Raw genomic sequence first — 20,599 nt, 5'->3', positions numbered from 1 at the left:
GATTAAATGGCGATGGAAACACAAGACATTATTAAACGCTCCGCGACCAACCCGATAACGCCCGCGCCTCGTGCGCGGGATTACAAGGCAGAAGTCGCCAAGCTGATCGATGTCTCCTCCTGCGTGGGCTGTAAGGCCTGCCAGGTGGCCTGCTCGGAGTGGAACGATATTCGCGACGAGGTGGGGCACTGCGTTGGGGTCTATGACAATCCTGCTGATCTGAGCGCCAAGTCCTGGACGGTGATGCGCTTTAGCGAAACCGACCAGAACGGCAAGCTGGAGTGGCTGATCCGTAAAGACGGCTGTATGCACTGTGAAGATCCCGGCTGCCTGAAGGCATGCCCGTCTGCCGGGGCAATCATTCAGTACGCCAACGGGATCGTCGACTTCCAGCAGGATAACTGCATCGGCTGCGGTTACTGTATTGCGGGCTGTCCGTTTAATATCCCGCGCCTCAATAAAGAGGATAACCGGGTCTATAAATGCACGCTGTGCGTCGATCGCGTCAGCGTCGGCCAGGAGCCTGCCTGCGTGAAGACCTGTCCTACCGGGGCGATCCACTTCGGTACCAAAAAAGAGATGCTGGACGTGGCACAGCAGCGGGTGGATAAGCTCAAAGCGCGCGGCTATGACAAGGCCGGGATTTATAACCCGCAGGGTGTCGGCGGTACGCACGTCATGTATGTTCTGCACCACAATGACCAGCCGGAGCTGTATCACAATCTGCCGAAAGATCCGGCGATAGATACCTCGATCAATCTCTGGAAAGGGGCGCTTAAGCCGCTCTCAGCGGCGGGCTTTATCGCCACCTTTGCCGGGCTGATTTATCACTACATCGGTATCGGGCCGAATAAAGAGGTGGATGACGACGAGGAGGAGCATCATGAATAAGTCGAAAATGATAGTGCGCACAAAATTTGTCGATCGCGCCTGTCACTGGACGGTGGTCATCTGCTTCTTCCTGGTGGCGGTATCCGGCATTTCGTTCTTTTTCCCGACGCTACAGTGGCTCACGGAAACCTTCGGGACACCGCAGATGGGGCGCATTCTGCATCCGTTCTTCGGCGTGCTGATTTTCGTGGTGCTGATGTTTATGTTCGTGCGTTTCGTTCATCACAACATCCCTGACAAGCAGGATATTCCCTGGATTAAAGGGATTGTTGAGGTTCTGAAAGGCAACGAGCATAAAGTCGCGAAGGTGGGCAAATACAACGCCGGGCAGAAGATGATGTTCTGGACCATCATGAGCATGATTTTCGTGCTGCTGGTAACCGGAGTGATTATCTGGCGTCCGTATTTTGCCCAATATTTCCCGATCCAGGTGGTGCGCTACGCACTGCTGATCCACGCGACCTCGGCCATTATTCTGATCCACGCCATCCTGATCCATATGTATATGGCCTTCTGGGTGAAAGGATCGATTAAAGGCATGATTGAAGGGAAGGTGAGCCGCCGCTGGGCGCTAAAACACCATCCGCGCTGGTATCGGGACGTCGAGCGTCTTGAAGCGCAAAAAGAGAGTTCGGAAGGGTTGAAGTAAACCTTGCGCCGTCGGCATTGTCCGGCGGCGCTGCACTTGCGCGGGCAGGAATAACTGACTGGCAGGCTGGCGTCATGTGTTAGTCAATAAGCGATCAATTGCTGCTATAACATCCTGACGAGCGTTACGTAAATTACAAACAAAGTCTTTTGGATTAATTTTCTGGTTATTAATATTGGTTATCATTGGCGAATAAATCAGAAAGGTTTCAAATTCAATATTTACTCCTGGAGCCAGCTGGCTCTGCCATAGCGGTAGCCTGTTATTTCTCGCGAGGGGTACAATGACGCGAGTGGGGAGATCGTCATAATAATCATCCTGGATAAGCATATAATAAGGAAGCTGGTCCCGCGTTGCCGCAGACGTATTACGATAAACATTAAATTGTCTCAGCATTAAAGCACCCTGAAAAACTCATCATCAGTGATAGTTCCATGTTTCTCCACAAACTCATTCATTGCTCGTATAAATGCACGATCCGCTGCTGATAGCTGATGTGATGGTGTCGAGCCTGGCTTAGCATGGGTTGTAGGCTTTGTTGCTGCTTTAGGTCTGGAAGGGGTCGATTCTGCCGTGCGTTTCATCGGTTTCTCCTTTGTTGGTGCGGTCATTATCAACCGCAGCCAACAAAAAACAATACTGTTTCCCCTGGTAATCTACATTATGCGAGCCGTCTTCCAGTAATATCAAAATTGCTCTGCAATATACCGGAAGGGATATTTTGTAGGCTTCACTTTGCCGATCTTGCGTTTCGGTAAATCCACCTTGTCTACGTGAATTTCTTTATAGGGGATCTGGGAAAGCAGATGCGAAATAATATTCAGCCGCACCCGTTTTTTATCTTCTGAGCGCGCCACAAACCACGGCGCCCAGGCGGTGTCTGTCGCTTTAAACATCGCGTCGCGGGCGAGGGTATATTCATCCCACAGATTGAAAGATTTAATGTCCATTGGAGACAGCTTCCAGATCTTGCGACCATCATTAATGCGATCGCGCAGGCGGCGCTCCTGCTCTTTTGGCGTTACTTCAAGCCAGTATTTCAACAATATGATCCCGGCATCGACCATCGCTTTTTCCATTACCGGCGTTCCATCAAGAAATTTTTCGGCCTGCTCTTCGGTACAGAAACCCATGACTCTTTCCACGCCCGCACGGTTGTACCAGCTGCGGTCAAAAATAACGATTTCCCCGGCAGAGGGCAGATGGGGAACGTAACGCTGAAAATAGAGCTGACTTTTCTCTTTATCGGTGGGGGCCGGTAACGCAACAACGCGAAACACCCGGGGACTGACGCGTTCGGTGATGGCTTTGATGACGCCGCCTTTACCGGCGCCGTCTCGCCCTTCAAAAACAATACAGACCTTTAACCCTTTGGCGACCACCCATTGCTGGAGCTTAACCAGTTCAACATGGAGGCGGCGAAGCTCTTGCTCGTACGCTTTAGTTTTGAGCGGCGCGTTTTTAACGACATCATCAACAACATGGGTTTTCTTCTTACTGACCATGGTGGGTCTCCCTTTGTATCCGGTCGCGGGATCGAGGCCGTACTAAGAGTGTAATCGGCCTGAATGAATGGATTAATGTGTCAGAAATCTGATTTGAACTGGTTCACCATACAAGTTTAATCAATAATGCACGCTGCATTTTTTTAACAGTGGTCGCGGTATGAAAAAGACAATTTTTTCGTTAGCACTGGGTACCTTTGGCCTGGGGATGGCTGAGTTTGGCATTATGGGCGTGCTGACCGAGCTGGCTCATGATACGGGCATTTCGATTCCCTCCGCCGGAAATATGATTTCGTTTTACGCTTTTGGCGTGGTGATCGGCGCGCCGATTGTGGCGCTGTTCTCCAGCAAATTTTCGCTGAAAACAACGCTGCTGTTTCTGGTGGCGATGTGCGTCGTCGGTAACGCGCTCTTTACCTTCTCTGACTCCTACGTGGGACTGGCGGCGGGGCGCTTAATCTCTGGTTTCCCGCATGGCGCGATTTTCGGAGTGGGGGCGATAATCCTGTCAAAAATCGCGCCGCCGGGTAAAGTGACGGTCGCTGTGGCCGGGATGATTGCCGGGATGACCGTTGCCAACCTGCTTGGCGTGCCGCTCGGGACGTGGCTGGGACATGAATTTAACTGGCGTTACACCTTCTTTTTGATTGCGGTCTTTGACGCGCTGGTGATCCTGTCTGTTCTGCTGTGGGTGCCTGACATTCACGACACGACAACCACCCGGCTGGCAGAACAATTCCACTTCCTGAAGAAACCGGAACCGTGGCTGATTTTTGCCGCTACGATGTTTGGCAATGCCGGGGTGTTTGCCTGGTTTAGCTTCGTGAAGCCGTTTATGGTCAACGTGTCAGGCTTTTCTGAGGGCGTCATGACCGTGATCATGATGCTGATGGGGCTGGGCATGGTGCTGGGAAATGTCTTCAGCGGCAAGCTGTCGTCACGCTTTAGCCCGCTGCGCATTGCTGCCACCACCGACCTGGTGATTGTGGCTTCGCTGCTGGCGTTGTTTGCCTTTGGCGAGCTTAAAACAGCTTCACTGGTCATGGGATTTGTCTGCTGCGCCGGGCTGTTTGCGCTCTCTGCGCCGCTGCAAATTCTGCTGCTGCAAAATGCGAAAGGCGGCGAGATGCTGGGGGCCGCAGGCGGGCAAATGGCGTTTAACCTCGGCAGCGCAATTGGCGCCTATTTCGGTGGATTGATGATTACGCTCGGCTTTAGCTGGAGCTATGTCACGCTGCCGGCCGCGATTTTATCCTTCTCTGCGATGACCTCTCTGCTGATGTATGGTTATTTATGTGCCAAAAAGCGTCAGGCCAACGCAGGTGCGCTGGCCTGATTACACACTTTGCCCGCTGGTCGCGGGCGCAGAAGGGGACTAAACGAATTTCGCCAGCGGGTCAGCGGCGGCAAAAGCGACCGCTTTGTCTGCTGCTGGCGGGTAAATCAGTTCGTTGGTGATGGCGACTTTGATCTTTTTGCCTTCCTCGCGCACGGATTTAACGCGCTGTTCCCAGCCCTCGGTGTATACCGCGCCCCAGCCACCCAAATCCAGACAGGTGACGTAGTTCACCTGACGGTAAGGGTACGGCTCCAGATTTAACAGGCTGGCCGCCGCGTTGTGTCCGGCGAATTTCCCCAGCTGGATCGCGTGCTGGCAGGTCATCAGCGCCGTGTTGCCCGCATCGTCCGTTTTGGCGTGCGCCATATCACCCGTCGCGTAAACCTCCGGATGCGCAGGAACCTGCAACGTGTCGTTGACGATCAGCCGTCCCTGAGTATCGCGTTCCCCGTCAATTTGCAGGCTGAGGAGGTTAGCTTCTACCCCTGCCGTCCACACTACAGTGGCGCTGGCAATGCGCTCTCCGTTTTTCAGCGTTACGCCGCTGGCATCGATGGCTTCAATTTCACTGTTTAAACGCCATTCAACGCCGAGCGCGTTGCTTGCTTCTTCAATTGTGTTACGCAGCGCCTCGCTATAACGCCCGCCGATGGTTGCACCTCTTTCAACTACGATTACTTTAGTCTTTGTATCAGCGCCGAAGCGAGTACGGAGTCGGGCAGGGAGTTCCGTTGCCAGTTCGATGCCGGTAAAGCCGCCGCCACACACGACCACGGTATTACGCTCCGGGGTGGAGGGGCGCGAAACCAGCGAATCAAGATGCTGCTCGAATAATCTGGCGGAGTCGAGTTGGTCGATATCAAAGGCGTATTCAGCCAGACCGGCAACAGGAGGACGTTTAGTCTGGCTACCGGTTGCGAGGATCAGACGTTCCCAGGCGACGTCAGCAATCGCGCCGTTTGAATCGCGATACAAAACGGTTTTAGACGAGGTATCAATACGTTGTGCTTCGCCCGCAATAAAGGCGATACCCAGCTCAGCAAACAGTTCGGTCAGCGGCGCGACCATCGTCGACACGTTCTCTTCATAAAAGCGTGGGCGAACGCGCAGCTCCGCAACAGGGGCCAGCACGGCAATGCTGAGGCTATTGTTACCCGCCAGAGCAGAAAGGCGCGCGGCGCTGACCGCAGCCCACATACCGGAAAACCCACTACCCACAATTAAAATCTGCTTTTTCATACTCGATCCTTTAGTGCGTCAGGCTGTATGTCTGACATAACTGCCACTATACTTGTCGGAGTTAACTGCGACAACTTCTTTCTGAGTTAAAAATCGTTATAATGCAGCGAACAATGACCCGGAGTGAGCCATGGCATTTTACAGTTCTGGTGTGGAATATGGCATTCATAGCCTGATGTGTATGGTGGATGCAAAAGGCAATGAACGTGAGATGAGCGTCCGGGAGATGGCGGCCTTGCAGGGCGTGCCGTACGACTATCTTGGAAAAATCTTCACCCGTTTATCACGCGCGGGGCTGGTCATCAGCACCGAAGGCAAAGGGGGAGGCTTCCGGCTGGCGCGTCCGGCCGAGCTGATCAGCGTGCTGGACGTGGCGCATGCCATTGACGGCGAGAAGAATATGTTTGAGTGTCGGGAAGTGCGTCAGCGCCTGGCGGTGTTTGATGAAACGCCACCTGCCTGGGTCTGTGACGGCCCGTGTGGGGTGCGCTCGGTCATGGACAGCGCGCAGCAGCGGATGGAAGAGGAGTTAGGACGCCATACCATCCTGGATCTGGCGCGGAAGATGTATCGAAAAGCGCCGGACACGTTCCAGATCGAGGTTCAGGAATGGATTTCCGATCGCCGTTCGTCCACGTGAAAAGCCGGGCAGGGCAGAGCCGCTACCCGGCCACCGCGGTTAAGAACGTAAATCAATCACCATACGGCCACGGATCTGGCCCTGTTCCATTTCTTTGAAGATGGCGTTGATATCTTCCAGTGGGCGCATTGTAACTTTCGGTTTCACCTTACCTTCAGCCGCAAACTGGAAGGCTTCGAGCAGATCCTGACGGGTACCCACCAGGGAACCCACTACCTGAATCCCATCGAGGACCAGACGTGGAATATCCAGGCTCATCGCTTCCGGCGGCAGGCCAACAGCCACCACGCGGCCACCGGCGCGAACTGCGTCAACGGCAGAGTTGAAGGCCGCTTTCGCCACCGCCGTCACCACCGCCGCATGCGCACCGCCGGTTTTCTCCTGAATCACTTTTGCCGCATCTTCACTGCGGGAGTTCACGGTTAAGTCTGCGCCCATGCTGGCAGCGAGCTTCAGCTGCTCGTCATTCACGTCAATGGCGATAACTTTCGCATTGAAGACATTTTTGGCGTATTGCAGCGCGAGGTTGCCCAGACCGCCCAGGCCATAGATCGCAATCCACTGGCCGGGTTTGATGTCAGAGACTTTTACCGCTTTGTAGGTGGTGACCCCGGCGCAGGTGATGCTGCTGGCCGCCGCAGAGTCCAGTCCGTCCGGAACTTTAACCGCGTAATCCGCGGTGACGATGCACTCTTCCGCCATGCCGCCGTCAACGGAGTAACCCGCGTTTTTCACGTCACGGCACAGCGTTTCGTTGCCGGTATTACAATATTCACAGTGGCCACAGCCTTCGAAGAACCACGCCACGCTTGCACGATCGCCTACTTTTAGCGACGTGACGCCAGGACCAATCTCTTTGACGATACCAATCCCTTCGTGGCCGAGGATCACCCCGGTTTTGTCGCCAAAATCGCCATTCTTAACATGGAGATCGGTATGGCAAACGCCACAGCACTCCATCTTCAGCAGCGCTTCACCATGTTTGAGCGCGCGTAAGGTTTTTTCTGTGACATTAACCTGATGATCCTGAGTGACAACAGCAGCCTTCATGTGTTTCTCCTTTCATGACGAGTATCTGCATAGCAGGTCTGATTACCCATTAAGGATTAATACTTTGGCGCTGTAATGCAAGGCAACCGCAACATAATGTCATTATTTGATGCATTTTCGGATTAAGAAAAGGCTGTACCCCTCATAAATTGGGGTGAAAAACACTGGCCCGGCGACGCCACCGCCGGGCTAAGATTTACAGTTGCGCTTCTATTACCTCAATCTCTTTTCGCCATTGCGCCTGTAACTGCGGTTTTTGATGTTTTGGCTTACGCGCCAAATCCTCTTCCAGCAGCGTTTCCAGGGCAACCAGGCGTTCGAGCAGATCGTCAGACGCTGAAGAGGGTGCCTTCGATGCGGCCTTCGACGCTTCAGGTACAACCGGACCGGTGTCCTCACGCAGACGCTCAAACACCGCCTCCGCATCGTGCCATTCGCTCAGCCTGCCGTCCTCAATCAGCCAGAAGCGGTTACAGCTCTGGCTAATTAACTGACGATCGTGGCTCACCAGCAGCACTCCGCCTTCAAACTGTTGCAGCGTTTCCGCCAGCGCCTCTTTGCCTTCCATGTCCAGGTGGTTGGTCGGTTCATCCAGCATCAGCAGGCTATAACGGGCAAGCGTCAGGCCGACGAACAGCAGGCGCGAACGTTCCCCGCCGCTCAGCGTACTGACTTTTTGCCCGTGACGCGCCCACGGGAACCCGGCACTGATGAGCGCCATTTTACGGGTCTGCGGATCTGGCGCGAAAGGCTCCAGCGCATCAAGCAGCGTCGCATCATCTGGCAACTGGTGCAGCGTCTGGTCGTAGTAGCCGGGTGAGACGCGCGGATGACGCTTAAGCCGCTCGTCCGCGATCTCGTCGCGAAAATGTCGCCAGATAAGCTTCAGCAGCGACGATTTTCCGCAGCCGTTACGACCCACAATCGCCACGCGATCGCCGCTCTTCAGCCGCGCGCTGTCGAGAGTAAACAGGTCTGGCAGACCCGGCGCCGGGGGGACGCCGAGGTGAGTCATTTCCAGCAGGCGGTCGGCCCGAAGCGCGTCCCCGCGCAGGGTTAAGGTCCACGGGCTTCCCGCCGTCAGTTCCGTCTGGGTCTCTTTCAGGCGTTCGACCTGTTTTTCCATCTGCTTAGCCTTACGGGAGAGATCTTCGTTGTCATAGACCTTGCCCCAGTTCGCGAGACGCCGTGCGCTGGCCGTGACGCGGTCGATCTCTTTTTGCTCTGCCTTATGGCGCAACGCATCGCTTTCGTCTTTTGCGTCGAGCGCCAGACGGGCGGCAGTGCAGGGAAGGGCAAAGGCGTGCAGCGTTTTATCGCGCAGGATCCAGCTGCCGTTGGTTACCGCGTCCAGCAGTTGCCTGTCGTGTGAGACCAGCACAAAGCTGCCGGACCAGTTTTGTAGAAACTGCTCCAGCCACAGCAGGGTCGGCAGGTCAAGGTGGTTGCTCGGTTCGTCCAGAAGCAGCAGATCCGGATCGCTTATCAACGCTCGTGCCAGCAGCAACCGCGTATGCTGGCCGCCGCTCAGCGTGGCGGAGGTTAACGCCGTTTCCTGCGTCGTGAAGCCCATTCCGGCCAGCAGCGACTCGGCTTTCCAGCGCAAACTGTCGCGCTCACCGATCGGCAGCTGCGCCAGCACCGCATCCAGCATGGTCAGGGGATCAAGAGTCTCCGGCAGATGTTGTTCCACGCGCGCCAGCAGGCAATGCCCCGCCAGTGAAACGGTTCCGGCAGCAGGGGACTGCGTTCCGTCGAGGATTTTCAGCAGCGTACTTTTTCCGCAGCCGTTATCACCCAGCAGGCCGATGCGATCGCCTTTTTTCAACGTAAAGGAGAGAGAGTCGAAGAGCGTGCCGAACGCCGTATCAACGCGTAAAGAATGTGCAGTGAGTAAAGTGCTCATTGTTGCTTACCCAGGAGTTACAGGCATGTTTATGCCTCGTCAAACATCGCTGACGATAACTCAGTAAGCCCGAGAGAAGGGATTTCAGGGGTTGGTGTCTTCGCTCAAGCGGAAGTTATCGCAGCACGATACCGATAACGCTTGAGCTGGTGCGATCACCAAATGTATGTGAAACATTGAAAATTTCACAGTACAGCATAATTGGCCTCCTTATATATTCAGTAGGTTAATGGATGAAGGGAGTGTAGCGGGGGAAAATGGGTTTGGCTAGTGGGAGGTGCCGTATATTCCCCTCACCCTAACCCTCCTCCCCTTTGGGGAGAGGGCTGGGTGAGGGGCAATGCTTAAATAGAAGTACGACGATAGCTACGGTATTCCGGCATCCAGAAGTTATCGTCAATCGCTTGCTGCAACGCATCGGCAGAGGTTTTCACCGCGACGCCTTGCTGCTGCGCCATTTTGCCTACCGCGAAGGCAATTGCGCGGGACACTTTATGAATGTCTTTCAGCTCCGGCAGTACCAGGCCTTCACCGTTATTCACCAGCGGTGAGTGACCTGCCAGCGTTTCGCTCGCGGACATCAGCATTTCGTCGGTGATGCGTGACGCGCCGGAGGCGATAACCCCCAGACCAATACCCGGGAAGATATAGGAGTTATTGCACTGTGCGATGGGATAGAGTTTGTCCTTCCACAGCACCGGATCAAACGGGCTGCCGGTCGCGACCAGTGCCTTACCTTCTGTCCAGGCGATGATATCCTGCGGCGTTGCCTCCACGCGTGAAGTCGGGTTAGACAGCGGCATCACGATAGGGCGTTCGCAGTGCTTGTGCATCTCGCGAATAATCTCTTCCGTGAAGAGGCCGGTCTGCCCGGATACGCCGATCAGAATGTCCGGCTTCACGTTGCGCACCACGTCAAGAAGCGAGAGCACTTCGTTATCCGTATCCCAGTTTTTCAGGTTTTCACGCTTCTGCACCAGTTTGGTCTGGAACGGGAGCAGGTTTGGCATACCGTCGGTCAGCAGGCCAAAACGGTCCACCATAAAGACGCGGGAGCGAGCCAGCTCTTCGCTTAAGCCTTCGCGCTGGGTCTGGGCAATAATTTGCTCGGCGATGCCGCAGCCCGCGGAGCCTGCACCCAGGAAGACAATTTTCTGATAGCTGAGCTGGCTGCCTGCCGCACGGCTCGCGGCAATCAGCGTCCCCACGGTCACTGCCGCAGTGCCCTGAATGTCGTCGTTGAACGAGCAGATCTCATCGCGGTAGCGGTTCAGCAGCGGCATGGCGTTTTTCTGCGCGAAGTCTTCGAACTGCAACAGCACGTCCGGCCAGCGGTGCTTCACGGCCTGGATGAAATCATCAACAAACTGATAGTACTCGTCGTCGGTAATGCGCGGATGACGCCAGCCCATGTACAGCGGATCGTTCAACAGCTGTTGGTTGTTGGTCCCTACGTCCAGCACCACCGGCAGGGTGTAGGCCGGACTGATCCCGCCGCAGGCGGTATACAGCGAGAGCTTACCGATGGGGATCCCCATCCCGCCAATGCCCTGGTCGCCAAGGCCCAGAATACGTTCGCCATCGGTTACCACGATCACCTTGATGTTGTGATTAGGCACGTTTTGCAGAATGTCGTCCATGTTGTGACGGTTCTGATAGGAGATGAACACGCCGCGGGAACGTCGGTAGATCTCTGAGAAGCGTTCACACGCCGCGCCGACGGTTGGGGTGTAAATGACGGGCATCATCTCTTCGAGATGGTTCTGCACCAGGCGGTAGAAGAGGGTTTCGTTGGTGTCCTGGATATTACGCAGGTAGATGTGCTTATCGATTTCGGTTTTAAAGCCCTGATACTGGATCCAGGCGCGTTCCGCCTGTTCTTCAATGGTTTCAACCACTTCAGGCAGCAGGCCCAGCAGGTTAAAGCTGCTGCGCTCTTCCATGCTAAAGGCGCTGCCTTTGTTCAGAAGGGGAAACTCCAGTAAAACCGGACCGGCGTAAGGAATATAAAGGGAACGATGTTTTTTCAGTTTGTTGTCCATGTCACTCACTCTTTTTAAGAAGATCCGTCCCTGACACTGCTGTTTGTCATCTTTCTGGCCTGTGCTACGGGGTGCGGTCGGGCGGTATTATAAAGGAGCTAAATATTAATTACCGCAACACATAAACAAAAACACCACCGGGGTGACCGATGGTGTTGTGGATTTCGTACTGGAACTTACTTGCCTGCCTGACGTTTCCTGCCGGTGGCGTGGGTCACTTGCGTTTCGCTCCCCTCTTCAATAACCACTTTGCGCTGGTTTGAGAGCTTGTAGTTCAGTCCCAGAATGTGGCGTGCCTGACGGTTCGATTTCATATTAACTCCTCAATCCCGTTGATAGTTTTAAGGACAAGTTTGCTCACGCAAACGAAATGTAACCCCTTAGGTTGCAGATCCAGCTTAGCAGGTTTTTACAAAGGTGCATTTTGCCCGCTGACCACATAGTTGATGGTTTGCTGGTAGATGTCACTGAGGATGTCATTGTCTGTGGCTTCCACCCACCTGGTCAGTTCCATCAAAATGTCATCTTCGGTAACAACACCGTGCTCCGCCTGAAGACCCTGCGCAATCGCGTTAACGAGTTCGGGTTGTGCTGCTGTGGTATGTGCCGGGTAATAAGTAAACATGCTGCCTCCGTGTCGTTGTCTGTTTAATGTTACGGCGTGCAAAATCGTAATTCGCATTCAGATTGGCAAATATTTTTGCCGTTGTGGTTCAGATTCGTCCTGGAAATAAAAATATCATCTCCCGTAGCACAGAAATAAAATTCAGGGTTTCCAGCGGCGTAAATTTGTCGTTTTTTCATAAGGCATGGGCGTCGGCCAGCAGATCAATTCCACAATGCTGCCCCAGGGTGTTTGCCCATAGCAGAAAGCATTCCCTTCACCTTTTTCATCCGGAAATGTAAGCGGCTTTGGCGCGGTAAACATCTCCCCGCCAGCAGCGGTGAAAGCGGCTATCGCCTTATCAAAATCATCAACATAGACAGCAAAATGCTGGAGGCCAAAGTCGCTGGCGCGGGCGGGCATTCCCTGTTCAGGACCATGCATTTCGAAAAGTTCTATGCCGGGTCCATGGGGCATAACAAGCATGCGGATGGCGTGAATTTTTGTGCCGGGAAATAATTTTAAGGTGTGCTGCTGGGCGGGCTGATCAATATTATCGGTTTGCGCATCGACAGAATGATATAAAACCTGGGCGTCGAAAGCGCGTTCAAAAAATAGGGTGGCTTTTTCAATGTCGGGCACCGTAATACCGATATGGTCGATGCCCCTTACTGAAGATGGCATAGTTAACTCCTGCTATAAAAAATTTAAATATAGCAGGAGATAATCAGGCTATTACCACTTCATTTCGCCGGTATTCACTTTGGCACTCAGTTCCAGCGAACTGGCTTCCGCCAGATTCGGCCACTGTTTTTTCATTGTGTTGATGACGCCGGTTGACGCTTTATCTGCCGTGAGGGCCTGTTCAAACTGCTGTAGATAGCGACGGGTAAAGTCGATAGCGCCGGTACCTGCTGGCGGTGTCCCCAGGTAGTGGCCCGGAATAACGTGTTCGGGCTTAAGGGCTGCCATGCTATCCAGCGTCTGCTGCCACTGTTTGCGGCTTTCCGGCGTTTGGGTATCTGCCGTCCAGACGTGAATGCCCCATGAGACGCCCGTGCCGCCGAGGATGGTTTTTGCGGATGGGATCCAGACATACGCCGCATAGCTCTCAGGCTCTTCAATATTCACTCTCTCACCGTCAATCATAAAGGTGGTTGAGGCAAGCACTTGCGGCACGTAGAGCTGCGTCGGCGCGCCGTCTTTCATCTGTGGCCCCCAGAAGGCGAGCTTCGCGTCTTTTGTGGCCTTGATATGGTCCACCACCTGTTGCGTGGCGACAACTTTGGCATTAGGGAAGGCTTTCACCAGCGGTTGCAGGCCGAAATAGAAATCCGGATCGCCGGAAGTGATCACGATTTTGTTCAGCGTTTTACCGCTGTGGCGAATTTTTTCTACCAGCGCTTCGCCATCTTTCACGCTGAACTGGGCGTCAAACAGTACCGCCTCTTTCGGGCCAGACACCAGGGTGGAAGAAACGGCAAAAATGCCTTTTTCCTGCGGGTTGTACGTATCAACGGTCAACGGCGCGGCAAAGACGGCCGGAGTGAAAAGGGTTGTCAGCAAAGCAAGGCGGGCGATGGTCATGGTCATCTCTCTGTTCTTCAGGAAAGTCTCTATTGTACGGATCTCTTCATTTGCCAGAATTCCTGAAACAGGAGATGCTTAGTTTCATAAATCGAGCAAATGGAGGTCAAAATGGATCGCGTTATTGCCGCCCAGGTGTACAACCGCATCTGTGAGCTGGGGAGTTTAAGCGCGGCGGCGCGGGCGCTGGGGATCTCCCGTCCGATGGTGAGCCGTTATCTGGAGCAGATGGAGAAGTGGGCCGGGGCGCGGCTGGTGAACCGCTCCACCCGCAAGCTGACGCTGACGGCGGCGGGAGAGAAGGTCCTGCAAAAGACGCGTACGCTCTCGCAAATTTCTCAGGAAATTGAAGATCAGTCAGTGAAGGATTTACCCTCAGGCACGCTTCGCGTCGCCTGCGCGCATTTCACTGCGATGCAGATTATCGCTCCGGTGCTGCCCGATCTGTTGCAGCGTTACCCTCAGCTGCGCATTGAGCTGGATGTTAATAACCATCCGGTAAGCCTGGTGGGCGAGCGAATTGACGTGGCGATCCGCATCACCGATAACCCCGAACCGGGCATGATCGCCCGCCGACTGGGAGAGTGTCGGTCCGTACTTTGCGCTTCGCCGCACTACCTTGCCAGCCGGGGCGTTCCAGAGCAGCTGGAGGACTTAGCACGGCACAACTGCCTGCATTACAGCTTTTTTGCCGGTCAGTCGTGGCGTTTTTTGACGCCCGAAGGGGAGCCGATCACGACGGCGGTCAGCGGCAATCTCAGCGCCAGCATCTCGTCACTGCTGATGGAGGCGGCGATAAACCACTGTGGTATTGCCATGCTGCCCGAGCGCGAGGCCGACGCGGCGCTAAGGCAGGGCAGCCTGGTGCCGGTGCTCAGCGCCTTTACGCCAAAACCAATCGGTATTTTTGGTATTTATCAGTCGCGAGACTATCAGCCTGCGGCGCAGCGTGTGTTCCTCGACGCGCTGGCAAACCACCTTGCCACGCGCTCGGACTAATCTGTCTTCCCTGCAAAATGGATTATGCGTCCTATACTTATCCCTTTGTAAGCCAAAAGGAGAGCAAGAATGACGATTCATAAGCACGGTTCAGCACACTGGTCTGGCGACATCAAACGCGGCAAAGGGACGGTCTCAACAGAAAGTGGCGTCCTTAACCAGCAACCTTACGGCTTTAACACCCGCTTCGAGGGCGAAAAAGGGACCAACCCGGAAGAGCTGATTGGCGCAGCGCACGCGGCCTGTTTCTCTATGGCCCTGTCGCTAATGTTGGGCGAAGCGGGTTATACCGCCGACTCCATCGATACCACGGCGGATGTCTCGCTGGATAAAACCGACAGTGGTTTTGCCATCAGCAAAGTGGCGCTGCAAAGCAAGGTGACGGTACCGGGTATCGATCCGCAGCAGTTCGACGGCATTATTCAGAAAGCGAAGGCGGGTTGTCCGGTGTCGCAGCTGTTGAAAGCCGAAATCACGCTGGATTACAAACTGAACTGATATCTGGCCGGGCAAATGCCCGGCTAACCTTTCACCGCCGCAGGGAAGACCTCGGCAAGCCACGCAATAAACACTCTCAGGCGATGTGTTAAATGCCGACTCTGTGGATAGACCACGTGAAAAGGATACGCCTTAGGACGCCAGTCGCTCAGGATCTCTACCAGCGCGCCCGTTTCCAGATGCGCTCTCGCAGCATAGCCAAACGTCTGAATAATCCCTAAACCCGCCAGCGCCGCGGCCAGGTGTGCGTTGCTTTCATTGACTCCAAGATGGTGCGGAACGCTGATCTCCAGCGGTTCATCCCGATCGAGAAACCGAAACGGGAATGCGCGTCCGGTAACGGGGGAAAGGTAGCTAATCAGCTTATGGCCGTTGCGCAGCTCCTGCGGATAGGCAGGGATGCCGTGAGTCTTAAGATAGCCCGGCGTCGCGCAGGCTATCATCCGGGCGTCACCGATATGCCGGGCGATAAGCGAAGAGTCATCCAGCGGGCCGCCGCGGATCACGCAGTCTACGTTTCCACTGATTAAGTCTACCGGACGGTCGGCTACCCCCAGGTTGATGCGCAGGTCCGGGTAGCGCTGAAAAAAATCCGGCAGCAGGGGGATCAACACGTCCCGGGCGGTTGACCCCCCCACGTCGATACGCAAATGGCCTTTAGGCGTGCAGCACGATGCGCGAAAGGCGGTATCAATGTCCTCTATATCAATTAATACCCGCAGCGCTTTCTCGTAGTATTCCATGCCTTCTGCCGTCGTGACCACCCGGCGCGTAGTACGATGCAGCAGCCGTGTTTCCAGGTGCGCTTCAAGTGATTTTACCAGCTTACTCAGCGTAGCTATCGGCATGTTCAGGGAGTCTGCCGCTCGGGTAAAGCTTCTGGATTCAACCACCCGCGTAAAGGCGCGCATTGCCATTAGCTGATCCACACAGATCTCCTCTGATTATTTCCTGCTGTGAAAATTCATTTTCATTTTTGCCCGTTTATCACGAATCCTGCAAGATCTAAAGTCTGCCTGACGCGGGCAAACGCTCCTCTTTTACATCACAACAGAAGGTTATGAGTATGAATACAACGCTTGCAGGAAAAATCGCTCTGGTGACCGGCGGCAGCACCGGTATTGGTCTCGCAACGGCACAGGAGCTGGCGGCGCAGGGAGCGAAGGTCTATATCACCGGACGTCGTCAGGCCGAACTGGATGCTGCGCGGGCAGACATTGGCGCCGCGGCGGTAGCTATCCGCGCGGACGTCTCCAGAATGGCCGATCTGGATGAGGTTTACGCGCAGATTGCTAAAGAAGAGGGACGACTCGATATTCTGTTCGCCAACGCCGGGGGCGGCGACATGCTGCCGCTGGGCGCCATCACCGAGGAGCAGTTTGACCGGATTTTTGCCACCAACGTGCGCGGCGTGCTGTTTACCGTCCAGAAAGCGCTGCCGCTGCTCTCCTCTGGTTCATCCATTATCCTCACCGGATCGACGGTTTCAATTAAGGGGACGGCGAATTTTAGCGTCTACAGCGCCAGTAAAGCCGCCGTGCGTAACTTTGCCCGCTCCTGGGCGCTGGACTTACAGGGCCGCGGGATACGCGTCAACGTCGTCAGCCCTGGCCCCGTGAAAACGCCCGGTCTTGGCGATCTGGTTCCCGAAGAACAGCGTCAGGGATTATACGATGCGCTGGCGGCCCAGGTGCCGCTGGGTCGCCTGGGCGCGCCGGGCGAAGTCGGAAAAGCCGTGGCGTTTCTGGCGTCCGATGCCGCCAGCTTTATAAACGCCACGGAGCTGTTTGTCGATGGCGGGATGGCGCAAATCTAGCGGTTACGCCAGCAGCGTACGCTTCGGTCTCCGGCTGCGGGCTGAAGCGGCTGCGGCCGTTCGCATCCTTCAGCTGCCAGCGGGCAGCGGTCGCGGAAGTAGCAGCCATCGGGCAGGCGGCGATTACCGGGGAGATCGGTTTTGCGTAATGCCAGATCTTCGTCCAGCGGTTCTCCGGTACGGGGAACGGAGTCAAGCAGCAGCTGCGTATACGGATGCCGTGGCTTGCCCAACACCTGGTCCGCCGGACCCAGCTCCACGATCTGCCCCAGATACATTACCGCCACCCGGTCGCTCATGTGCCGGACCACCGAGACGTTGTGCGAGATCAGCACGTAGGTCAGATTTCGCTGCTGTTGCAGGGCAACCAGCAAATTGAGGATCTGCGCCTGGACGGAAATATCCAGCGCGCTGGTGGGTTCATCCAGCACGATTATGTCCGGATCCGAAGAGAGCGCCCGGGCAATAGCGATGCGCTGGCGCTGTCCACCCGAAAACGCATGCGGCAGGCGGTCAAGATATTCCGCCCGAATGCCCACCTGCTGCGCCAGCGTCTCAGCCAGCTGACGACGCTCCCGTTCGCTGCGGCGTTGCTGTATCCACACCGGCTCGGTAATGATGCGCCAGACGGGTAAACGCGGGTCGAGGGACGAGAGCGGGTCCTGAAATACCATCTGCATACCGCCTGCCGCATTCGCGCGCTGACAGGCACCGGTACTCGGTTTGAGCATGCCCATCAGCAGCTGCGCCAGCGTGCTCTTTCCGCAACCAGATTCCCCCACAACGCCCAGCGTTTCGCCGCGATGGATCCGGAGATCCATGCCGTTGAGGGCGTGTACCTGCTCCGTCACGCGCCCCAGCCAGTTTTTGCGCGCAGGAAAATTCACATGCACGCTATCCAGTTCCAGCAGTACCTCAGACATGGCGTGTCTCCTGTTGTGGGTACCAGCAGGCAGCCTGCTGGCCTTCTGCGCCCGTGGAAATTAAGCGCGGCGTTTCGCTGCATTTCGCTCCGGCAGCAAAACAGCGCTCGCGAAAAGCACATCCGCGCGGGAGGTGGCTGAGGTTAGGCACCGTGCCGGGAATGGCCGGAAGGATCTCGCGCGGTTCACCATTTTCCGGGGCACACCGCAGCAGGCCAATCGAATAGGGGTGTACAGGATGGTGGATCAAAGTCTGCGTGCTGCCGCTTTCGATCACGCTGCCCGCGTACATAACGTACATCCGGTCACAAAGCTGCGATACCACCGCCATATCGTGACTGATAAACAGCACCGACGTCCCGCTGGCGCGCGCTTTGTGTTTCAGCAGACGCAGCACCTGACGCTGAACGGTCACGTCCAGCGCGGTGGTCGGCTCATCGGCAATGATCAGCTCCGGCTCGCAGGAGAAGGCAAGGGCGATCATCACCCGCTGGCGCATGCCGCCGGAAAGCTCAAACGGATAGCGATCCATCACCTGTGCCGCATCCGGGATTTGCATCTCGCCCAGCAGGGCGATCGCCTTCTGCTGCGCGTCGCGGCGGGAAAGCGACTGATGCTGGCGGATCACCTCCACCATCTGCCTGCCAATCCGGCGCGTGGGGTTGAGCGCCGTCATCGGCTCCTGAAAAATCATCGCCACCCTGGCGCCGCGCCACTGACGAAGCTGTTTTTCCGACGCGTTCAGGACATCTTCACCGAGCAGCGTGACCCGTCCATGGTGAATATGGTAACTGCCTTCCGGCAGCAGGCGCATCGCCAGCATCGCGGTAACCGATTTTCCCGAGCCGGATTCGCCCACCACGCCGACAATTTCACCCCGGCCAATCTCCAGCGAGACGTGGTTGAGCGCGTGGACGTCACCGCGAAAAATGGGGAAGCTCAGGTGCAAATCTTCAATTGATAATACGGAATCACTCATGACTGCTTCCCTCCTGATTTGGGATCCAGCAGGTCGCGAAGACCATCGCCAAACAGATTAAACCCAACTGCCGTGATCAGAATTGCCGCCCCCGGAAACGCGCAGTACCACCACTGGTCAAGCACGTAGTTACGCCCCACGGCCACCATCGCGCCCCATTCGGCGGTGGGTTGCTGCGCGCCTAATCCAATAAAGCCCAGCGTGGCGGCCATCAGAATGGCGCTGCCGATATCCAGCGATGCCTGAACGATCAGCGGCGGCAGGGCGTTACGCAGGATATGCCAGCTGATCAGGTGCCAGCGCGATGCGCCAAAGGTGCGGGCGGCCTGTACGTAGGTAAACTGGCGCACCACCAGCGTTTGCCCGCGTGCCAGCCGCACGTAAAACGGAATGCGTACAATCGCAATCGCCAGCATTGCGTTAAACAGGCTTGGGCCGAGCGCGGCGGCTAGCGCCATCGTCAGCACCAGCGAGGGGATGGAGAGCATAATGTCCATGATACGCATAATGATGGCGTCGCCGCGCCCGCCGAGTACGCCGGACAAACAGCCGAGCAGAGAACCGATGCCGCCCGCAATCACCACCACCGCCAGCCCCGCCGTGATGGACTGCTGGCTGCCTACCAGCACGCGACTGAACAGATCCCGGCCTACCTCATCGGTGCCAAACCAGTGCTGGGCTGAAGGCGCCTGCAATCGCGCGGTCAGATCCAGCGCGTTCGGATCGTGCGGGACTATCCACGGCGAGACCACCATCATCAGCAGCATCACGATCATAATCACCCCGCCGATCAGCGTGAGCGGGCTTTTGCGTAACATCCAGAACAGCTTTGCCCAGTTGATGCGCTGTTTGGCGGTGCTGACGGAGACGGGCGTTTCCTGAGTTAACATCATTCGGCACCTCCGCGCCCGATTCGCGGGTCGATCCACAGATACAGCAGATCCACCACCAGATTGACGAAGACATAGGCCAGCGATACCACGACCGCGAAGCCCATGACGGCAGGGAAGTCCAGCGCCTGAATGGAGGTCACCACCCAGGCACCCATTCCCGGCCAGGCAAACACGGTTTCGGTAAGGACTGCCCCATACAGCAGATCGCCCAGCGCCAGCCCGAGCACGGTAATGGAGGGGATCATGGCGTTGGGTAAGGCGTAGCGCAGCACGATGTACCAGCCCGGCAACCCGCTCGCGCGGGCGGTACGAATATAATCCTCGCTCAGTTGCTCCAGCATCGCGGAACGCACCTGACGCGCCACAATACCCAGATGCACAAAGGCCAGGGTCAGGGAGGGTAGAATCAGGTGCTGTAGGGCGTTGAAAAACACCTCGCCGTTGCCTTCCAGCAGGGCGTCCAGCAGATAAAAGCCGGTAACGTGGGCAGGCGGATCGAGCCAGTCGTCCAGCCTGCCGCCGCCGGGCAGAATTTGCAGTTGCCCGTAGAACAGAACGATTACCCCCAGTCCCAGCCAGAAGGCAGGCGTCGAGATGCCCGTCATCGCCATCAGTCGCACCAGGTGATCCAGCCAGCGGTTACGGTACACCGCCGATAAAATGCCCAGCGGTACGCCAATCACCAGAGCCAGCAGCAAAGAGCAGAAGGCCAGTTCCAGCGTGGCGGGGAAAAAGGCTTTCAAATCTTCCGCAACGGGGCGACCGGTGCGAATGGAGGTGCCCAGATCGCCGTGCGCCAGCGCCTCTACATAGCGGCCAAACTGAATATAGAGCGGTTGATCCAGCCCCAACTGCTGGCGGATGCCGTGCACGATTTCATCGCTGGCGCGGTCACCGGCCAGCAGGCGGGCCGGATCGCCGGGGATCAGGTGTGAAATAATAAAAGTAATAATACAGACACCGGCCACCACCAGGATTAACCCCCAGCAGCGCTGGCGCACGATGCTCCAGAACGTCATACACTTCCCCCCGGCGTGGG

Annotated in this window: 23 protein-coding genes; 7 read left to right on the top strand and 16 right to left on the bottom strand. The window is 56.1% G+C overall.

Translation table 11 applies throughout. From position 1 onward, the window contains the following. The first annotated feature begins 6 nt into the window (after positions 1 to 6). Together fdxH and fdnI are read left to right on the top strand one after the other, a co-directional pair. Entirely contained in the window at positions 7 to 891 is an 885-nt protein-coding gene (gene fdxH, locus O1721_RS15605) for a formate dehydrogenase subunit beta (RefSeq protein WP_015570476.1), read from the top strand. Further along, a complete protein-coding gene (gene fdnI, locus O1721_RS15600; RefSeq protein ID WP_032648385.1) occupies positions 884 to 1,540 on the top strand; it encodes a formate dehydrogenase-N subunit gamma in 657 nt (218 codons plus the stop codon). The genes fdxH and fdnI overlap by 8 nt, the downstream gene beginning before the upstream one ends. A 72-nt stretch (positions 1,541 to 1,612) precedes the next feature. Here the strand turns inward: fdnI and O1721_RS15595 are convergent, their stop codons facing one another. The 3 genes from O1721_RS15595 to ppk2 form a co-directional block, all read right to left on the bottom strand. Next, the gene (locus tag O1721_RS15595) at positions 1,613 to 1,936 is read right to left on the bottom strand and encodes a CcdB family protein (RefSeq protein WP_015570478.1); all 324 of its coding nucleotides are present in this window, start codon (positions 1,934 to 1,936) and stop codon (positions 1,613 to 1,615) included. Then, positions 1,936 to 2,124, bottom strand: a complete 189-nt coding sequence (locus O1721_RS15590) for a hypothetical protein (protein WP_111533351.1) — start codon at positions 2,122 to 2,124, stop codon at positions 1,936 to 1,938. Before O1721_RS15590 ends, O1721_RS15595 begins: the two co-directional genes overlap by 1 nt. Positions 2,125 to 2,226: 102 nt before the next feature. Continuing rightward, the gene (gene ppk2, locus O1721_RS15585; protein ID WP_032648383.1) at positions 2,227 to 3,045 is read right to left on the bottom strand and encodes a polyphosphate kinase 2; all 819 of its coding nucleotides are present in this window, start codon (positions 3,043 to 3,045) and stop codon (positions 2,227 to 2,229) included. Positions 3,046 to 3,205: 160 nt separating this feature from the next. Between ppk2 and araJ the strand changes: the two genes are divergently transcribed. Beyond that, positions 3,206 to 4,381 (top strand): MFS transporter AraJ, encoded by a 1,176-nt coding sequence (araJ, locus tag O1721_RS15580; RefSeq protein ID WP_032648381.1) that lies wholly within the window; start codon positions 3,206 to 3,208, stop codon positions 4,379 to 4,381. A 39-nt stretch (positions 4,382 to 4,420) separates the two neighbouring features. Here the strand turns inward: araJ and O1721_RS15575 are convergent, their stop codons facing one another. Further along, entirely contained in the window at positions 4,421 to 5,623 is a 1,203-nt protein-coding gene (locus O1721_RS15575; protein ID WP_017382309.1) for an NAD(P)/FAD-dependent oxidoreductase, read from the bottom strand. Between the two features lie 130 nt (positions 5,624 to 5,753). On the opposite strand from O1721_RS15575, the gene O1721_RS15570 reads away from it, so the two are divergent. Next, positions 5,754 to 6,263, top strand: coding sequence for an RrF2 family transcriptional regulator (locus O1721_RS15570; protein WP_015570482.1), 510 nt, complete (start codon positions 5,754 to 5,756; stop codon positions 6,261 to 6,263). Positions 6,264 to 6,302: 39 nt separating this feature from the next. Here O1721_RS15570 and adhP read toward each other — a convergent pair whose 3' ends face one another. The 7 genes from adhP to O1721_RS15535 all read right to left on the bottom strand — a co-directional run bounded on the left by adhP (position 6,303) and on the right by O1721_RS15535 (position 13,452). Further along, positions 6,303 to 7,313 carry an alcohol dehydrogenase AdhP gene (gene adhP, locus O1721_RS15565; protein WP_006810706.1) on the bottom strand — a complete coding sequence of 337 codons (1,011 nt, stop codon included), beginning with the start codon at positions 7,311 to 7,313 and terminating at the stop codon, positions 6,303 to 6,305. Positions 7,314 to 7,509: 196 nt separating this feature from the next. Beyond that, entirely contained in the window at positions 7,510 to 9,219 is a 1,710-nt protein-coding gene (locus O1721_RS15560; RefSeq protein WP_032648379.1) for an ABC-F family ATP-binding cassette domain-containing protein, read from the bottom strand. Between the two features lie 344 nt (positions 9,220 to 9,563). Then, complete coding sequence (locus O1721_RS15555; RefSeq protein ID WP_006810704.1) at positions 9,564 to 11,261, bottom strand: NAD-dependent malic enzyme; 1,698 nt, start codon at positions 11,259 to 11,261, stop codon at positions 9,564 to 9,566. Between the two features lie 176 nt (positions 11,262 to 11,437). Next, complete coding sequence (gene sra, locus O1721_RS15550) at positions 11,438 to 11,575, bottom strand: stationary-phase-induced ribosome-associated protein (RefSeq protein ID WP_000841561.1); 138 nt, start codon at positions 11,573 to 11,575, stop codon at positions 11,438 to 11,440. A 95-nt stretch (positions 11,576 to 11,670) separates the two neighbouring features. Beyond that, on the bottom strand, positions 11,671 to 11,886 hold the full coding sequence (gene bdm, locus O1721_RS15545) for a biofilm-dependent modulation protein (RefSeq protein WP_015570485.1): 216 nt from the start codon (positions 11,884 to 11,886) through the stop codon (positions 11,671 to 11,673). A gap of 141 nt (positions 11,887 to 12,027) precedes the next feature. Beyond that, positions 12,028 to 12,549 carry a VOC family protein gene (locus O1721_RS15540; RefSeq protein WP_023296661.1) on the bottom strand — a complete coding sequence of 174 codons (522 nt, stop codon included), beginning with the start codon at positions 12,547 to 12,549 and terminating at the stop codon, positions 12,028 to 12,030. Positions 12,550 to 12,600: 51 nt separating this feature from the next. Beyond that, complete coding sequence (locus O1721_RS15535) at positions 12,601 to 13,452, bottom strand: Vmh family MBL fold metallo-hydrolase (protein WP_023296660.1); 852 nt, start codon at positions 13,450 to 13,452, stop codon at positions 12,601 to 12,603. A 111-nt stretch (positions 13,453 to 13,563) separates the two neighbouring features. Between O1721_RS15535 and O1721_RS15530 the strand changes: the two genes are divergently transcribed. Together O1721_RS15530 and O1721_RS15525 are read left to right on the top strand one after the other, a co-directional pair. Beyond that, complete coding sequence (locus tag O1721_RS15530) at positions 13,564 to 14,451, top strand: LysR family transcriptional regulator (protein WP_023303768.1); 888 nt, start codon at positions 13,564 to 13,566, stop codon at positions 14,449 to 14,451. Positions 14,452 to 14,520: 69 nt separating this feature from the next. Then, positions 14,521 to 14,949: an OsmC family protein gene (locus O1721_RS15525; protein ID WP_003857069.1), complete on the top strand. Its 429-nt coding sequence runs from the start codon at positions 14,521 to 14,523 to the stop codon at positions 14,947 to 14,949. Between the two features lie 23 nt (positions 14,950 to 14,972). Here the strand turns inward: O1721_RS15525 and O1721_RS15520 are convergent, their stop codons facing one another. Continuing rightward, complete coding sequence (locus O1721_RS15520) at positions 14,973 to 15,878, bottom strand: LysR family transcriptional regulator (RefSeq protein WP_032648376.1); 906 nt, start codon at positions 15,876 to 15,878, stop codon at positions 14,973 to 14,975. Positions 15,879 to 16,015: 137 nt separating this feature from the next. Between O1721_RS15520 and O1721_RS15515 the strand changes: the two genes are divergently transcribed. Then, positions 16,016 to 16,765 carry an SDR family oxidoreductase gene (locus O1721_RS15515; RefSeq protein ID WP_032648374.1) on the top strand — a complete coding sequence of 250 codons (750 nt, stop codon included), beginning with the start codon at positions 16,016 to 16,018 and terminating at the stop codon, positions 16,763 to 16,765. Here the strand turns inward: O1721_RS15515 and O1721_RS15510 are convergent. Genes O1721_RS15510 through O1721_RS15495 form a run of 4 tightly spaced genes read right to left on the bottom strand, consistent with a single transcriptional unit; the run spans position 16,762 to position 20,579 of the window. Then, positions 16,762 to 17,688, bottom strand: coding sequence for an oligopeptide/dipeptide ABC transporter ATP-binding protein (locus O1721_RS15510; RefSeq protein WP_015570491.1), 927 nt, complete (start codon positions 17,686 to 17,688; stop codon positions 16,762 to 16,764). The two genes, O1721_RS15515 and O1721_RS15510, sit on opposite strands and share 4 nt — an antisense overlap. Further along, positions 17,681 to 18,667 carry an ABC transporter ATP-binding protein gene (locus tag O1721_RS15505; RefSeq protein ID WP_032648372.1) on the bottom strand — a complete coding sequence of 329 codons (987 nt, stop codon included), beginning with the start codon at positions 18,665 to 18,667 and terminating at the stop codon, positions 17,681 to 17,683. The genes O1721_RS15510 and O1721_RS15505 overlap by 8 nt, the downstream gene beginning before the upstream one ends. Then, on the bottom strand, positions 18,664 to 19,560 hold the full coding sequence (ddpC, locus tag O1721_RS15500; protein WP_032648370.1) for a D,D-dipeptide ABC transporter permease: 897 nt from the start codon (positions 19,558 to 19,560) through the stop codon (positions 18,664 to 18,666). Before ddpC ends, O1721_RS15505 begins: the two co-directional genes overlap by 4 nt. Beyond that, positions 19,557 to 20,579 carry an ABC transporter permease gene (locus tag O1721_RS15495; RefSeq protein ID WP_032648369.1) on the bottom strand — a complete coding sequence of 341 codons (1,023 nt, stop codon included), beginning with the start codon at positions 20,577 to 20,579 and terminating at the stop codon, positions 19,557 to 19,559. The genes ddpC and O1721_RS15495 overlap by 4 nt, the downstream gene beginning before the upstream one ends. Between the last annotated feature and the right edge of the window lie 20 nt (positions 20,580 to 20,599).

The sequence above is a fragment of the Enterobacter cloacae complex sp. HYC033_NIDB genome (assembly GCF_056673335.1).
This window is presented reverse-complemented; position numbering and strand designations above follow the sequence as displayed.

Coding starts and splice junctions, on each gene's coding strand:
- fdxH (WP_015570476.1), top strand. CDS start 7: ATGGCGATGGAAACACAAGACATTATTAAACGCTCCGCGACCAACCCG.
- fdnI (WP_032648385.1), top strand. CDS start 884: ATGAATAAGTCGAAAATGATAGTGCGCACAAAATTTGTCGATCGCGCC.
- O1721_RS15595 (WP_015570478.1), bottom strand. CDS start 1,936: ATGCTGAGACAATTTAATGTTTATCGTAATACGTCTGCGGCAACGCGG.
- O1721_RS15590 (WP_111533351.1), bottom strand. CDS start 2,124: ATGAAACGCACGGCAGAATCGACCCCTTCCAGACCTAAAGCAGCAACA.
- ppk2 (WP_032648383.1), bottom strand. CDS start 3,045: ATGGTCAGTAAGAAGAAAACCCATGTTGTTGATGATGTCGTTAAAAAC.
- araJ (WP_032648381.1), top strand. CDS start 3,206: ATGAAAAAGACAATTTTTTCGTTAGCACTGGGTACCTTTGGCCTGGGG.
- O1721_RS15575 (WP_017382309.1), bottom strand. CDS start 5,623: ATGAAAAAGCAGATTTTAATTGTGGGTAGTGGGTTTTCCGGTATGTGG.
- O1721_RS15570 (WP_015570482.1), top strand. CDS start 5,754: ATGGCATTTTACAGTTCTGGTGTGGAATATGGCATTCATAGCCTGATG.
- adhP (WP_006810706.1), bottom strand. CDS start 7,313: ATGAAGGCTGCTGTTGTCACTCAGGATCATCAGGTTAATGTCACAGAA.
- O1721_RS15560 (WP_032648379.1), bottom strand. CDS start 9,219: ATGAGCACTTTACTCACTGCACATTCTTTACGCGTTGATACGGCGTTC.
- O1721_RS15555 (WP_006810704.1), bottom strand. CDS start 11,261: ATGGACAACAAACTGAAAAAACATCGTTCCCTTTATATTCCTTACGCC.
- sra (WP_000841561.1), bottom strand. CDS start 11,575: ATGAAATCGAACCGTCAGGCACGCCACATTCTGGGACTGAACTACAAG.
- bdm (WP_015570485.1), bottom strand. CDS start 11,886: ATGTTTACTTATTACCCGGCACATACCACAGCAGCACAACCCGAACTC.
- O1721_RS15540 (WP_023296661.1), bottom strand. CDS start 12,549: ATGCCATCTTCAGTAAGGGGCATCGACCATATCGGTATTACGGTGCCC.
- O1721_RS15535 (WP_023296660.1), bottom strand. CDS start 13,452: ATGACCATCGCCCGCCTTGCTTTGCTGACAACCCTTTTCACTCCGGCC.
- O1721_RS15530 (WP_023303768.1), top strand. CDS start 13,564: ATGGATCGCGTTATTGCCGCCCAGGTGTACAACCGCATCTGTGAGCTG.
- O1721_RS15525 (WP_003857069.1), top strand. CDS start 14,521: ATGACGATTCATAAGCACGGTTCAGCACACTGGTCTGGCGACATCAAA.
- O1721_RS15515 (WP_032648374.1), top strand. CDS start 16,016: ATGAATACAACGCTTGCAGGAAAAATCGCTCTGGTGACCGGCGGCAGC.
- O1721_RS15510 (WP_015570491.1), bottom strand. CDS start 17,688: ATGTCTGAGGTACTGCTGGAACTGGATAGCGTGCATGTGAATTTTCCT.
- O1721_RS15505 (WP_032648372.1), bottom strand. CDS start 18,667: ATGAGTGATTCCGTATTATCAATTGAAGATTTGCACCTGAGCTTCCCC.
- ddpC (WP_032648370.1), bottom strand. CDS start 19,560: ATGATGTTAACTCAGGAAACGCCCGTCTCCGTCAGCACCGCCAAACAG.
- O1721_RS15495 (WP_032648369.1), bottom strand. CDS start 20,579: ATGACGTTCTGGAGCATCGTGCGCCAGCGCTGCTGGGGGTTAATCCTG.